Raw genomic sequence first — 14753 nt, forward strand, 5'->3', positions numbered from 1 at the left:
TGCGAAGCCGTCCTGTTTAGCTTTCCAGCCGATAGCCCGCCAGAAAATAGCGCATCGCCATACCCGACCCACCTTCTTTGAAGAAATCCATCACCATATCCCTGTCCAGGCCATAGCGACGGGTGAGGATCCCCGCTTCCCAGGCGCTGAGCTGGCGGTCGCCGGTTTTTTCAAACATGCGGTGCGAGTAGCCGAGCACAAACCCGCGTTTATAGTCGGCGCAAAAATTCGCCGCATGCGCGGCGGTGTCAGCATAGGATGCCTGTAGCCCCGCCATTAAGCCTTTGCCAAAATGATTTTCCATCGCGCCCTCCCAATCGTTATATAATAAATTATATAGCGTTTTTTTGAGCGAGCGGTAGCGCTATTTATGACGGTTGCGCTAGCGTAAATACTTCTCAAACCATGCCAGCGTGCGTTGCCAGGCCAGATCAGCCGCAGCCCGATCGTAGCGCGGCGTGGAATCATTATGAAAGCCGTGATTCACGCCCTGATAGAAATAGGCCTCGTAGACTTTATGGTGTTCCTTCAACGCCTGTTCATAGGCAGGCCAGCCTTCATTAATGCCGCTATCGAGGCCGGCATAGTGCAGCAGCAGCGGTGCTTTAATTTTATCGACCTCCTTCAGCGGCGGCTGGCGACCGTAAAACGGCACCGCACAGGCCAGCTCGGGGATCGCCACCGCCGCCGCGTTGCTGACGCCGCCGCCGTAGCAAAAACCGGTGATACCGACCTTCCCCGTCGCCTGTGGATAGTTCGCCATAAACGCGACCGCCGCAAAAAAATCATTCATCAGCTTCACGGGATCGACTTTCTGCTGTAGGGCGCGGCCTTCATCATCATTCCCCGGATAGCCGCCGACGGCGCTCAGGCCATCCGGCGCCAGCGCGATATACCCCGCTTTCGCTACCCGCCGGGCTACATCTTCAATATAGGGGTTCAGGCCGCGGTTCTCATGCACCACCACCACAGCGGGCGCTTTGTCGGCTATTTTTGTCGGCGTCACCAGGTAAGCCCGCACTTCGCCGTGACCGTCAGGAGAGGGATAATGAATATACTCCGGGCGGATATCCGGGTCGGTGAACGGTACCTGCTCTGCCAGGGCATAGTCGGGCTTCAGCAGATTAAACAGCGCCAGCGCGGTCATCCCGCCGACAGTATATTTCCCCGCCAGCTGGAGAAACTCGCGTTTACTGATTTTGCCGTGGGCATAGTAGTCATAATACTCGAGCAACTGCTGCGGGAAATCTTTGGCCGTTAATCGCGTCATCACCCTGCCTCCGTTGTTAAGCGCTCTTTAAGCAAAGCAGAAGCCCGGACATACGCCAGCCCAGAAAAGCATAAAACGGGGAGGAACAGCCCAGCGGCTAACACCGCCGGGAGAGAAGGGATCAGTGTTTCACTTTGGTCAGACGATCAAGGTAGCCCATCACAAAGGCCGAAAGCACGAAGGTCAGGTGGATAATCACGTACCACATCAGCTTATTGTCCGGGACGTTTTTCGCATCCATAAACACCCGCAGCAGGTGAATAGAGGAGATCGCCACGATGGAGGCGGCAACCTTATTTTTCAGCGAAGTCGCGTCCATTTTGCCCAGCCAGCTGAGTTTTTCTTTACCCTCGTTAATATCCAGCTGCGAGACAAAATTTTCATACCCGGAGAACATCACCATCACCAGCAAACCGCCCACCAGGGTCATATCCACCAGCGACAGCAGGGTCAGAATCATATCCGACTCGCTGACGCTAAAAATATGCGGCAGTATGTGGAAGATCTCCTGAAAAAATTTGATGGTCAGCGCAATCAGACCGAGCGAGAGGCCAAAATAAACCGGCGCCAGCAGCCAGCGCGAGGCGTACATAGCATTTTCCAGAAAGCGTTCCATAAGATCCTGTCAGTTAACATAAACGGCCGCCATTATATCGCAACAGGGTAACGCTTATGCAACATCAGCCGCCAGCGTCATCTACAGGCGGCCAGAAACGGTTTCTTTAAAGTATGACCTCAAAGTCCTGCAAAGCGGAGTAGCCCTCGCTTTGTAGGCCAACCATTGAAGCAGCCAGCAGGCCAAATTTCGCGCCGACCCATTTTCCCTTCCCGGCAGCAAAACAAAGAGGAACCTTCCGCCACTCCTCCTCGGCTCGCCAGGAAAATTGACACAGGCCGCCTTCGCCTACGGCCACCTGCAGCTGACACTTGCCGCACTTAAGCTCAGCAAGAACCTGACGAGTTTCGCGCACCACGCCCGCATCGCTCATCCAACCGTGTCGCCACACGAGCCGGTAACCCCCTTGCCCAAACTCCACCAGCAAAGCGGCGTAGCGTTCGCCGTATACGATCAGGCCTCCGGCATCACCGTCCTGAGCGGCATATAACGTTACGCTTGTTTTCGCGCTAAAAGTTAGCGCCGGGAATTTCTGCAGCAACAGCTGCGGCGCCCAGTATAACGCTCTCTGTCCATCGACTTCGGATAATGGGACGCAGCGTAATCGAAGTTCGCCTTTCGCCGGCAGCAGCCACTCAGGGCTGGGGTTAGCCTGCCACTGCCACTGTATTCCCGGTTGGCCTTGCGCAAAATAGTCGCTGGTTTGCGGCGCCAATGCCGGTGAAGGCGTTAACCCTTTAGGACGCGGCCAACGTAAAACCGGCTGTCCGACGCCGCAGTTGCCAATCTGCTCACCGATACGCGGCCAGCCATCGTTACCCCAGGACATCGGCTGGAGGTGAACCACGCGGCCATAGAGGTGTAAGTCCTGGAAATGAACAAACCAGCATTCGCCCTCCTCACCCTCCACCCAGCCGCCCTGATGTGGTCCATTTATCGAGGTGTTTCCCTGGAAAAGCACGTTTTTGGCTTCCCAGGGCCCCGTCATCTGGCGCGCGCGCAGTACCGTCTGCCAGCCATTTTCAACCCCGCCCGCAGGAGCAAAGATGTAGTACCAACCGGCGCGTTGATAAACCTTTGGCCCCTCAAGGGTAGGTAAATCGCAGCAGCCGTCATAGATAATCTGCCCTTCGCCCAGCAATTCGCTGGCGTCCGGCGCCATCGCAAACAACTGCAGTTTATGCTTGATGCCGCTGCGGCTATGGGCGAAGGCATGTACCAACCAGGCCTGACCATTGTCGTCCCAGAACGGGCAGGGATCTATCCAACCTCTGGCCTCGCGCAGGCAGTGCGGAGCGCTCCATTCCCCCCACGGATCCTCGGTATGGCAGATAAAAATACCTTCATCTGGCGTGCTGAAGCAGACCCACAGCTTGCCATCGTGCCAGCGAATCGACGGCGCCCATACGCCCTTACCCGGCTGATACCGGTCATAACCAGGTAGCGGCAGTTCATCCATAACGTGGTTGATGATAGTCCAATTAACCAGGTCCGTTGAATGCAGGATCGGTAAAGCGGGCACATGGTTAAAACTGGAAGAGACCATAAAGAAATCATCGCCTACGCGCACGATATCCGGGTCGGAATAATCGGCGCATAAGATAGGATTTTGGTATTCAGAAGGGGTCATATTTCGCATCTCCTCAGGCCTTTTCCGGAACGGCGTTTAGCGGCAAATGCGTCTCTGAATGCCCCTGCTGCTGACGCATGGACAGCTCGCGCTGAATTGTCTGCATCATTTTGTCATCCAGCTTATAGAAACGCGCCAGCCACCACAGGAGCAGGTAAGATAGTGATGGACCGAGGGTTAACAGCCCCACAATTCCCATTGTCGCCAGCGGAGTCTGCGCCGTTACGCCCGCCTGATAGCCAAATAGCCCAAGCGAAAAACCTACGGCGGCGCCAGCAACCGCCATGCCCATTTTCAAAGCAAACAGATTACCGGAATAGGATAATCCCGTGATGCGACGGCCAAACTTCCATTCGCCATAATCGGCAGCGTTGGCCATCATGTTCCATTTAAACGGCTGGTACATCTGATGGAAGAAGCCGACCAGGAAGTATAAAGGGAACACCACCGGCAGCCAGGTCGGCGGCACAAAGAACATTACGACGCCAACCAGGACCAGCAGGAGGTTGATATTTTTAAACAGCGATACCGCGCGATAGCGCTTGGCCAGCCATCCGGCGGCGATGCTGCCGATAATCGTGCCAACGACGCTGGTGGAAACAAATGCTGATTTCATGGCCGTTCCCGCCGCTGACTCCACACCGCCTAACATCAGGTAGGTTGCATAATAGAGCGTGGCGGCGCTGCGCATAACCCCGGCCATACTGGAGAAAAAAGTAATTATCGCCACAATACGCCACTGGTCATTCGCCAGCAGCTGACGGAGGTCTTCGCGTATGCTCCCCTGCTGTTCAACAGCTGGAGCCACGCGTTCTTTGGTAGAGAAGAAGCAAAAAGCCAGCATTACAATAGCGATCGCGCCCATGATTCCCATTGTCGCCTGAAAACCAAACTGCTTATTTTCTTTACCGAAAAAATCCACCAGGAACAGGGTTGCGACAGAAACCATCAGACCGGCCAGAGATGAGATCGTAAAACGATATGACTGGGCTGAAAGGCGATCCTTCTCATCACGCGTAATGACTCCGCCCAATGCGCAGTAGGGAATATTGATAAAGGTGTAACACAGCATGAGTAAGGTGTAGGTCAGGTAGGCATAAACCAGTTTACCCGATGCGCCAAATTCCGGAGTCGTGAAGGTCATTACCGCCAGCACGGCATAAGGTACGGCAAACCAGATAAGCCACGGGCGAAAATGGCCCCAGCGGGTCTTTACACGGTCTGCAACAATGCCGGTTAGCGGATCGGTAATCGCATCCAGAACCCGCGTCACCAGGAACATCACTCCGACTGCGGCAGCAGAAAGCCCGTAAATATCCGTATAAAACCATGTCAGAAACATGGTTACCGAAGAGTAAACGATACCGCAGGCTGCATCCCCCATGCCATATCCCAGCTTCTCCGCAAATGACAGTTTATTATCGTGATTCACAATATAATCCCTCTCAGATGAAGTGGTATTCACTGTAGAGGCAGGATAAAAACTATCCTATTGTCATTTTTCGCATCGGGTTTATGTTTTCTGTTAACTGAGAAAATTGTCACACATCTATAAGATTGGTCTTACAAGTTATTGCGTCACCTATTAAAAAGCTGGCGCAAGGCCAGCCTGAGAAGAAAAGTGGAAAGGGGGAGGTTACTTCGCTTTGACGGTCTCTTCGCCCACCAACCCGATCTTGAGATAGCCCGCCTGATGCAGGGTATCCATCACTTTCATCATCGTCTCGTAATCGACGGTTTTATCCGCGCGGAAGAAGACGGTGGTATCTTTTTTGCCGGCGGTCAGGCTATCCAGGGCGTTAATCATATTCGCTTCGGTAACCGGGTCGTTGCCGAGGAACATGCTCTTATCCGCCTTCACCGACAGGTAGATGGGTTTTTCCGGTCGCGGTTGCGGCTGGCTGGAGGAGGCAGGCAGATTGACCTTCACGTCGACCGTCGCCAGCGGCGCGGCCACCATAAAGATAATCAGCAGAACCAGCATGACGTCGATAAACGGCGTCACGTTGATCTCATGCATTTCGCCGTTATCGTCCAGGTTTTCATTAAGACGCATCGCCATAGCCGATCAACCTACCCGTAATTTCTGCGCGCTGCGCACCGGCTTCACGCCGCTGGCGCTGAGGTCCAGATCGCGGCTTTGCAGCAGGAGTACCTGAGCGGCGACGTCGCCGAGCGAGGCCTTGTAGCTGCCGATCATGCGGGCGAAGATGTTATAGATGACCACCGCCGGGATGGCGGCGAACAGGCCGATGGCCGTCGCCAGCAGCGCTTCTGCGATGCCCGGCGCTACCACCGCAAGATTGGTGGTCTGGGTCTGGGCGATGCCGATAAAGCTGTTCATGATGCCCCAGACGGTACCAAACAGGCCCACAAACGGGGAAATGGCGCCGATGGTCGCCAGATAGCCGTTACCGCGCCCCATATGGCGACCGACCGCCGCAACGCGGCGCTCAAGGCGAAAACCGGTTCGTTCCTTGATGCCTTCATTGTCTTCGGCACCGGCAGAGAGTTCGAGTTCGTTCTGCGCTTCATTGATAAGCTGGGTGGTGAGGCTTTTCGCCTCAAAGGCGCTGGCGATATCGCTGGCCTGATCGAGAGAGCGGGCTTCCGCCAGCTGCTGCTGTTCACGTTTGAGGCGACGCTTGCTGGCGAGGATTTCCGCCCCTTTACCGAAGAAGATGGCCCATGTGACGACCGACGCCAGAATCAGGCCAATCATCACCACCTTAACGACAATATCGGCATGATGATACATACCCCAAACGGAGAGATCCGCCTGCATCAAATTATTACCCACGCTCTATCTCCACGACGATAATCACAAAATCTGCCCACAATAATATCAAAACGACATCGAATTGATAGTGGTTCTCATTAGTATTTACACTGTGCAGCAAATCACGTTTATTTTCCTTGCGCTTACGCAGTAAAAAAGCGGCTAACCGCGGGCCTGGTAAAATTTTCGCCTGTATCGGCGGTGCGCTGGTACAGAAAAGCAGATTCATGTTAGTTTAGACGTCCAGACGTATAAAAACAGGTTCGTCAACATGGCTGATAAACATCTTGATACCGCGCTGGTCAACGCCGGGCGGAGCAAAAAGTACACCCAGGGCTCAGTGAACAGCGTTATCCAGCGCGCGTCATCGCTGGTTTTCGACACCGTCGAGGCCAAAAAGCACGCCACCCGCAATCGGGCCAACGGCGAGCTGTTCTACGGTCGTCGCGGCACCCTGACCCATTTCTCGCTGCAGGAAGCGATGTGCGAGCTGGAAGGCGGCGCCGGCTGCGCCCTCTTCCCCTGCGGCGCCGCGGCGGTGGCTAACACTATCCTGGCGTTTGTCGAGCAAGGCGACCATGTGCTGATGACCAATACCGCCTATGAGCCAAGCCAGGACTTTTGTACCAAAATTCTCGCCAAACTCGGCGTCACCACCAGCTGGTTCGATCCCTTAATCGGCGCCGATATCGCCCGTCTGGTTCGCCCTGAGACCCGCGTGGTGTTCCTCGAATCGCCCGGCTCGATCACCATGGAAGTGCACGATGTGCCGGCGATAGTCGCCGCCGTGCGTCAGGTCGCCCCGGAAGCGATTATCATGATCGATAACACCTGGGCGGCGGGGATCCTGTTTAAAGCCCTGGATTTTGGCATTGATATTTCCATTCAGGCAGGCACCAAATACCTGATCGGCCATTCCGACGCCATGGTGGGCACCGCGGTGGCGAACGCGCGCTGCTGGCCGCAGCTGCGTGAAAATGCCTACCTGATGGGGCAAATGCTGGACGCCGATACTGCCTATATGACCAGCCGCGGCCTGCGCACCCTGGGCGTGCGCCTGCGTCAGCATCATGAAAGCAGCCTGCGCATCGCCGAGTGGCTGGCGCAGCACCCGCAGGTGGCGCGGGTAAACCACCCCGCCCTGCCCGGCAGTAAAGGTCATGAGTTCTGGAAACGTGATTTCACCGGCAGCAGCGGGCTATTCTCGTTTGTGCTCAGCAAGCGCCTCAATGATGCCGAACTGGCGGAGTACCTCGACAATTTCAGCCTGTTCAGTATGGCCTATTCGTGGGGCGGCTTTGAGTCGCTGATTCTCGCCAACCAGCCGGAGCAAATCGCTCACATTCGACCGGATGCTGAAGTCGACTTCAGCGGCACGCTGATCCGCCTGCACATTGGTCTCGAAAATGTTGACGATCTGCAGGCGGATTTAGCAGCGGGCTTCGCGCGTATCGTGTAAAGTGACAGTCAGTGGCAACAATAGCGGACGCTTTTTAGCAAAGCGGCCGCTTTTGTTGCGCCCGGGATCAAGGTGCTCGGGCCTCTTCAGGAGTACACTAGTCAAAAATACGGTACCACTTAGGAAAGTCCATGGTTGTCATTCAAGAGATTGTCGCCGCGCTGTGGCAACATGATTTTGCCGCATTGGCGAACCCTCACGTTGTGGGCGTTGTATATCTGGTTATGTTCGCGACCCTGTTTCTGGAAAACGGGCTGCTGCCCGCCTCCTTTTTACCGGGAGACAGCCTGCTGCTGCTCGCCGGCGCGCTGATTGCTAAAGGCGTCATGGACTTTGTGCCCACTATCGCCATTCTGACCGCCGCCGCCAGCCTCGGCTGCTGGCTGAGCTATGTGCAAGGGCGCTGGCTGGGCAATACGCAAACGGTGAAAGGCTGGCTGGCGCATCTGCCGCATAAGTACCATCAGCGCGCCACCTGCATGTTTGACCGCCACGGCCTGCTGGCGCTGCTCGCGGGCCGTTTTCTGGCGTTTGTCCGCACCCTGCTGCCAACCATGGCCGGGATTTCTGGCCTGCCGAACCGCCGCTTCCAGTTCTTCAACTGGCTGAGCGCCCTGCTGTGGGTCTGTGTGGTGACGGGTCTTGGCTATGCGCTGAGCATGATCCCGTTTGTGAAGCGCCATGAAGATCAGGTGATGACCTGTCTGATGATCCTGCCGATTGCCCTGCTGCTGGCTGGCCTGCTCGGCACGCTGTTCGTGGTCATTAAAAAGAAATATTGCAGCGCCTGACGCTTACCTGCCGGGGGGGCCTGCGCCCGCCCGGCCGCCCTTTCCCGGTATTACATCCCCTGCATCGTGCGAATACGCGCGGCGTCTTCTCCCGGCGTCAAACCGAAGTAGCGCTTAAACTCGCGGCTGAACTGCGAAGGGCTTTCATATCCCACGCGCATCGCCGCCGCGCTGGCCTTCATGCCGTCATGGATCATCAGCATTCGTGCTTTATGCAAACGGTAGTTTTTCAGATACTGCAAAGGAGAAGTGCTGGTCACCGCTTTAAAATTATGGTGAAACGCTGACACACTCATATTCGCTTCCGCCGCCAGCCGATCGACGCTGAGGTTTTCGGTGTACTGGCTTTCGATATGCTTGAGCACGCGACTTATCAGGCTGAAGTGGGTCTGCCGGCTGACCAGCGCCAACAGCGCGCCGCCGCAGGGCCCCGTCAGCACATAATACAGAATTTCGCGGACGATTTGCTTGCCAAGGATCCGTGCGTCCAGCGGCCGCTCCATCACGTCAAGCAGCCGTTCGGCAGCGCACAGAATATCCTCCGAGAGTACCGCGGAGTTTATCCCGCTGGAGGCGACCGCGGGCTGAAACAGCGGATCTTCGCCAATATCCATCAGCAGCTCTTGCAGTTGCAGGATATCGACGTTCAGGCGCATCCCGGCGAGGGGCACCTCCGGGGTGGCAAAGGTTTCGCACTCGAAAGGTAGCGGCACGGTCAGCAGTAAATATTCGTTTGTATCGTAGCGAAAAGTCCGCTCATTGATATAACCAATTTTATGGCCCGAAAAGAGAAAAACGATCCCCGGCTGATACATCACCGGCGTCCGGGGCCCCGGTTGCGTTCCGTACAGCAAACGGACGTCAGGCAGCAACGAACTTAACATTTCGTGCTTATCTTTCAGCAGGTTAATCTTCTCCGTTAATGTCCGACATATCTCTGCGTGTTGCATTGCCACCGTCTCTCCCGATGTTTCTTCACCTGTACATTGTGCGCAGGCCGCTACAAATTCTCCAGCCATATGGAGAAATAGGCAAGACATCGGCAGGAATGTGCATTGAGGGTCAACGGCGCCAGGACCACAATAACCTTCATCGGGCAGCGGTATCGTCCCTGTCGACGGTTTTACTCTTTGGAGGACTTAAGCAATGAATAATTTCGACCTGCATACCCCAACCCGCATTCTGTTTGGCAAAGGCGCGATTGAAAAGCTGCGTGAACAGATCCCGGCGGAAGCCCGCGTACTGATCACCTACGGCGGCGGCAGCGTCAAAAAAACAGGCGTCCTGGATCAGGTCCTCACCGCTCTGAATGGCCTGGATGTCCTTGAATTTGGCGGCATCGAGCCGAACCCGTCTTACGAAACCCTGATGAATGCGGTGAAACTCGCCCGGGAAGAGAAAGTGACCTTCCTGCTGGCGGTCGGCGGCGGTTCGGTGCTGGATGGCACCAAGTTTATCGCTGCAGCAGCCCACTACGACGCGGATATCGATCCGTGGGAAATTCTGGAAACCTATGGCAGCAAAATTGCCAGCGCCATTCCAATGGGCTCGGTACTGACTCTGCCGGCGACTGGTTCTGAATCCAACAAAGGCGCGGTCATATCGCGGAAAACCACCGGCGACAAACGCGCGTTTATGTCTTCGCACGTCCAGCCGCAGTTCGCGATCCTCGATCCGGTTTATACCTACACCCTGCCGCCGCGCCAGGTCGCGAACGGCGTGGTTGACGCCTTCGTCCATACCGTCGAGCAGTACGTGACCTACCCGGTAGACGGCAAAATCCAGGACCGCTTCGCCGAAGGCATTCTCCTGACCCTGATCGAGGATGGCCCGAAAGCCCTGCAGGAACCGGAGAACTATAACGTGCGCGCCAATATTATGTGGGCGGCGACGCAGGCGCTGAACGGCCTGATCGGCGCAGGCGTGCCACAGGACTGGGCGACGCATATGCTCGGCCACGAGCTGACGGCGATGCACGGCCTGGATCACGCCCAGACGCTGGCTATCGTGCTGCCGGCGCTGTGGAATGAGAAACGCGATGCCAAGCGCGAGAAGCTGCTGCAGTATGCCGAGCGCGTGTGGAATATTACCGAAGGCTCTGACGACCAACGTATCGATGCCGCCATCGCCGCAACGCGTCAGTTCTTCGAGCAGATGGGCGTGCCGACCCGCCTTTCCGATTACGGTCTCGACGGTAGCTCCATCCCGGCGCTGCTGGCGAAACTGGAAGAGCACGGCATGACTAAACTTGGCGAACATCAGGATATCACCCTGGACGTCAGCCGCCGTATTTACGAGGCTGCACGCTAAGCGCTCCCCGCCTGATTCACCTCTCCTTACGTTAAACAAACGCCGGGGAGAGGTGTTTTTACTACCGTTTTTAGCTATTTCGTCCAGACTTAATGCTACCCCTCGGCGGATCCTGCTTCGCCGAGTTCATTAACAGGAGGAAGGCATGACACATCCAACCGTTATAAAACTGCACGACGGCAACCTGATGCCGCAGCTGGGTCTCGGCGTGTGGAAAGCTGGCAACGAGGAAGTCGTCTCCGCCATTCATAAGGCGCTGGAAGTCGGTTATCGCTCTTTTGACACCGCCGCCGCGTACCAAAATGAGACCGGCGTCGGCAATGCGCTGCACAGCGCTGGCGTCAACCGCGATGAGCTCTTCATCACCACCAAGCTGTGGAACGACGATCAAAAACGGCCGCACGAGGCGCTGAAAGAGAGCCTCAGCAAACTGAAGCTGGACTATGTGGATCTCTATTTAATCCACTGGCCGGTACCGGCTATCGGCCATTACGTCGAGGCCTGGCAGGCGTTGATCGAGCTGCAGCAGCAGGGGCTGACCAAAAGCATTGGCGTGTGTAATTTCCAGGTACCGCATCTGCAGAAGCTGATTGATGAAACCGGCGTCGCCCCGGTGATCAATCAGATAGAACTCCATCCACTTATGCAGCAGCGTCAGCTGCACGCGTGGAACGCCACCCACAAGATCCAGACCGAATCCTGGAGCCCGCTGGCCCAGGGCGGCGAAGGCGTCTTCGATCAAAAAGTCATCCACCAGCTCGCCGATAAGTACGGCAAAACGCCGGCGCAAATCGTCATCCGCTGGCATCTTGATAGCGGTCTGGTGGTGATCCCGAAATCCGTCACGCCGTCGCGTATCGCGGAAAACTTTGACGTCTGGGACTTCCGTCTCGACAAAGATGAGCTGGGAGCGATCGCGAAGCTGGACCAGGGTAAACGTCTCGGTCCTGACCCGGATCAGTTCGGCGGATAATGCTCTCTCTTGCCATCGCCTTTAGCGCCTCGGCGTTAAAGGCGATCGTAGACCAGATGAATATCCTCTGGCTCCAGCGCAAACAGCGCCGGGTCGGGCTTATCCGCTAAGCGACATCCCTGAGCCAGATAAAAATCGACGGTGTTTTTGTTGGGGATCGACGAGATATAGAGGCCGGACGCCCCCATTTCTGGCAGCTGGTACAGGGCATACTGAAACAGTCGCCGCCCCCAGCCCTGGCCGCGCTTTCCCGCCCCGACATAAAAGAATAATAGCTGGCGCAGCTCGCCATTCATGCCGCGAGGCAGCGTATCCAGCGCCGCTGCGGCAATCATCTGCTCATCGTCAAAAAAGGCGAAAAAAATACCGCCGCGATCGTAACAGGCCTCGTGAATCGGAGTATAAACCTGACGATCGTGAGGGTCCCAGCCACGCACGTCATAATATTCCCGATAAGCCCGCAGCTGACCGTTATCGAGACGGTAGAGCGTATCGATAATTTCGCTGCGGTCTATCTCCCAGAGCTGGTCCAGTTGTTGTCGCGACAGGATGACCGGCGTCATCACCTCTCTCCTTTTTTCACAGATGTTCCCGGCGAGCGATCCCGCCGGGCCAGCCGCTTAGCGTGATACGGCCTTCGGCTTAACGCGTTTTTTCGCGCCAGCAGCGGCAGGCGTCTGGCGCTGATGGGCGATCGGCGTGTGCTTGGTCAGCGCCGGACGAGTATGGCGGTTCTGGCGACGCGCTTCACGCATTTCGTCCAGGGTTGGCGCTGGCACCAGGCAGTCGCGACGGGAGCCAATCAGGTGCTTCTTGCCCATCGCCTCCAGCGCCTGACGGATCAGCGGCCAGTTTGCCGGATCGTGGTAGCGGAGCAGCGCTTTGTGCAGACGGCGCTGTTTATCGCCCTTCGGCACCACCACCTCTTCGCTCTTATAACCAATTTTACCCAGCGGGTTCTTGCCGGTGTAATACATGGTGGTCGAGTTCGCCAGCGGCGACGGATAGAAGTTCTGCACCTGGTCGAGGCGGAAGCGATGCTTCTTCAGCCACAGCGCCAGGTTCACCATATCTTCATCACGGGTCCCCGGATGAGCGGAGATAAAGTACGGGATCAGATACTGCTCTTTACCCGCCTGCTTCGAATAGGTGTCGAACAGCTCTTTAAAGCGGTCGTAGCTGCCCATTCCCGGCTTCATCATCTTCGACAGCGGTCCCTCTTCGGTATGCTCCGGGGCGATCTTCAGATAGCCGCCGACGTGGTGGGTCGCCAGCTCTTTGATATAGCGCGGATCTTCGACCGCGATGTCATAGCGTACCCCGGAGGCGATAAGGATCTTCTTGATGCCCTTCAGCTCGCGAGCGCGGCGATAAAGATTGATCGTCGGCTCATGGTTGGTATCCATGTGCGGGCAAATATCCGGATAGACGCAGGAGAGACGGCGGCAGGTCTGCTCAGCGCGCGGCGATTTACAGCGCAGCATATACATGTTGGCCGTTGGCCCGCCGAGATCGGAGATCACCCCGGTAAAGCCGGGCACGGTGTCGCGAATGGCTTCGATCTCATTAATGATCGAATCCTCAGAACGGCTCTGGATTATGCGTCCTTCGTGCTCGGTGATCGAGCAGAACGAACAGCCGCCGAAGCAGCCGCGCATGATGTTGATTGAGAAGCGGATCATCTCATACGCCGGAATACGCGCATCGCCATAGGAAGGATGCGGCACCCGCTTGTACGGCAGCGCGAAGACGCTGTCCATCTCTTCGGTGGAGAGCGGGATTGCCGGCGGGTTGATCCAGATGTAGCGCTCGCCGTGCTTTTGCATCAGCGCCCGGGCGCAGCCGGGGTTGGTTTCGTGGTGCAAAATGCGCGAGGCGTGAGCGTACAGGACCTTATCGCCTTTCACCTTCTCGAAGGAAGGCAGCAGCACATAGGTTTTTTCCCACGGTTTGGGCCGCGGCGGTTGCACAGTAATGCTTTTCGCTTCCTGTTTTTTCGGCGCGACCGGTTTGTTATCGGCGCACGGCAGATCTTCACCGTACGGATGCGGGATGGGGTCAATTTTACCGGGCGTATCCAGACGGGTGGAGTCCACGCCGCTCCAGCCCGGCAGCGCCTCTTTCACCATGATGGCGGTATTGCGCACATCGCGGATCTGGTCGATGGTTTCGCCCATCGCCAGGCGATGAGCCACTTCCACCAGCGGACGCTCGCCGTTGCCGAACATCAGCATATCGGCCTTGGAGTCCACCAGCACCGAGCGGCGCACGGTGTCGGACCAGTAATCATAGTGGGCGGTACGACGCAGGCTGGCTTCGATGCCGCCGAGGATCACCGGCACATCTTTCCACGCCTCTTTACAGCGCTGGGTGTAGACGAGGGTAGCGCGGTCCGGACGTTTGCCCGCCACGTTACCCGCCGTATAGGCATCGTCATGACGTAGTTTACGGTCGGCGGTGTAACGGTTGATCATTGAGTCCATGTTGCCGGCGGTCACGCCGAAGAACAGGTTCGGTTTGCCCAGACGCATAAAGTCGTCTTTGCTGTTCCAGTCCGGCTGGGAGATGATCCCTACCCGGAAACCCTGCGCTTCCAGCATGCGGCCGCAGATAGCCATCCCGAAGCTCGGGTGGTCGACATAGGCGTCGCCGGTGACCAGAATAATGTCGCAGCTATCCCAGCCAAGTTGATCCATCTCTTCACGCGACATCGGTAAAAAGGGCGCAGGGCCAAAACAGGCAGCCCAGTATTGCGGCCAGGAAAAAAGGTCACGATCCGGTTGGATCAGGGATATTGCGCTCATATTGCTTCCGGGGGAAATGATAAAAAAATAACCAAAAGGGCGTGGATTATAAGCCGGAATGATAGTGGAAATGAAGGAGGATTTTCTCAAACCCTGACCGTGCGCCGGCCAGGGTCAAAGA

The 14753-nt window shown here is 56.5% G+C and carries 13 protein-coding genes and 1 pseudogene; 4 read left to right on the plus strand and 10 right to left on the minus strand.

What is annotated here, in order from left to right; translation table 11 throughout:
• Positions 1-16: 16 nt before the first annotated feature.
• The 7 genes from RRF55_RS01975 to exbB form a co-directional block, all read right to left on the minus strand.
• Positions 17-304 carry a DUF2623 domain-containing protein gene (locus tag RRF55_RS01975; RefSeq protein WP_002916743.1) on the minus strand — a complete coding sequence of 96 codons (288 nt, stop codon included), beginning with the start codon at positions 302-304 and terminating at the stop codon, positions 17-19.
• A 78-nt stretch (positions 305-382) separates the two neighbouring features.
• Positions 383-1270 (minus strand): YghX family hydrolase, encoded by an 888-nt coding sequence (yghX, locus tag RRF55_RS01980; RefSeq protein WP_004144560.1) that lies wholly within the window; start codon positions 1268-1270, stop codon positions 383-385.
• Positions 1271-1391: 121 nt separating this feature from the next.
• Positions 1392-1886 (minus strand): TIGR00645 family protein, encoded by a 495-nt coding sequence (locus RRF55_RS01985; RefSeq protein ID WP_004105804.1) that lies wholly within the window; start codon positions 1884-1886, stop codon positions 1392-1394.
• 106 nt (positions 1887-1992) lie between these two features.
• The gene (locus RRF55_RS01990) at positions 1993-3516 is read right to left on the minus strand and encodes a glycoside hydrolase family 43 protein (RefSeq protein ID WP_002916780.1); all 1524 of its coding nucleotides are present in this window, start codon (positions 3514-3516) and stop codon (positions 1993-1995) included.
• 13 nt (positions 3517-3529) lie between these two features.
• Positions 3530-4948 (minus strand): glycoside-pentoside-hexuronide (GPH):cation symporter, encoded by a 1419-nt coding sequence (locus RRF55_RS01995; protein ID WP_002916782.1) that lies wholly within the window; start codon positions 4946-4948, stop codon positions 3530-3532.
• A 204-nt stretch (positions 4949-5152) separates the two neighbouring features.
• Positions 5153-5578 (minus strand): TonB system transport protein ExbD, encoded by a 426-nt coding sequence (gene exbD / locus RRF55_RS02000; RefSeq protein ID WP_002916785.1) that lies wholly within the window; start codon positions 5576-5578, stop codon positions 5153-5155.
• 6 nt (positions 5579-5584) lie between these two features.
• Positions 5585-6316, minus strand: coding sequence for a tol-pal system-associated acyl-CoA thioesterase (exbB, locus tag RRF55_RS02005; protein WP_004174395.1), 732 nt, complete (start codon positions 6314-6316; stop codon positions 5585-5587).
• Between the two features lie 250 nt (positions 6317-6566).
• Between exbB and metC the strand changes: the two genes are divergently transcribed.
• Complete coding sequence (metC, locus tag RRF55_RS02010) at positions 6567-7754, plus strand: cystathionine beta-lyase (RefSeq protein ID WP_004149836.1); 1188 nt, start codon at positions 6567-6569, stop codon at positions 7752-7754.
• Positions 7755-7885: 131 nt separating this feature from the next.
• Entirely contained in the window at positions 7886-8545 is a 660-nt protein-coding gene (gene yghB / locus RRF55_RS02015; RefSeq protein ID WP_002916791.1) for a DedA family general envelope maintenance protein YghB, read from the plus strand.
• A 50-nt stretch (positions 8546-8595) separates the two neighbouring features.
• Here the strand turns inward: yghB and RRF55_RS02020 are convergent, their stop codons facing one another.
• Positions 8596-9495, minus strand: a complete 900-nt coding sequence (locus tag RRF55_RS02020) for an AraC family transcriptional regulator (RefSeq protein ID WP_004144552.1) — start codon at positions 9493-9495, stop codon at positions 8596-8598.
• Between the two features lie 196 nt (positions 9496-9691).
• Between RRF55_RS02020 and yqhD the strand changes: the two genes are divergently transcribed.
• Positions 9692-10855, plus strand: coding sequence for an alcohol dehydrogenase (yqhD, locus tag RRF55_RS02025; protein ID WP_004144551.1), 1164 nt, complete (start codon positions 9692-9694; stop codon positions 10853-10855).
• A 145-nt stretch (positions 10856-11000) separates the two neighbouring features.
• On the plus strand, positions 11001-11828 hold the full coding sequence (gene dkgA, locus RRF55_RS02030; protein WP_002916796.1) for a 2,5-didehydrogluconate reductase DkgA: 828 nt from the start codon (positions 11001-11003) through the stop codon (positions 11826-11828).
• 35 nt (positions 11829-11863) lie between these two features.
• On the opposite strand, the gene RRF55_RS02035 is transcribed toward dkgA, so the two are convergent.
• Together RRF55_RS02035 and RRF55_RS02040 are read right to left on the minus strand one after the other, a co-directional pair.
• On the minus strand, positions 11864-12391 hold the full coding sequence (locus tag RRF55_RS02035) for a GNAT family N-acetyltransferase (RefSeq protein ID WP_032425253.1): 528 nt from the start codon (positions 12389-12391) through the stop codon (positions 11864-11866).
• Positions 12391-14722 (minus strand): annotated as a pseudogene (locus RRF55_RS02040) (YgiQ family radical SAM protein). Before RRF55_RS02040 ends, RRF55_RS02035 begins: the two are co-directional and overlap by 1 nt.
• Positions 14723-14753: the final 31 nt, after the last annotated feature.

Source organism: Klebsiella sp. K47, assembly GCF_051858335.1.
GTDB classification, from domain to species: Bacteria; Pseudomonadota; Gammaproteobacteria; order Enterobacterales; family Enterobacteriaceae; genus Klebsiella; species Klebsiella pneumoniae.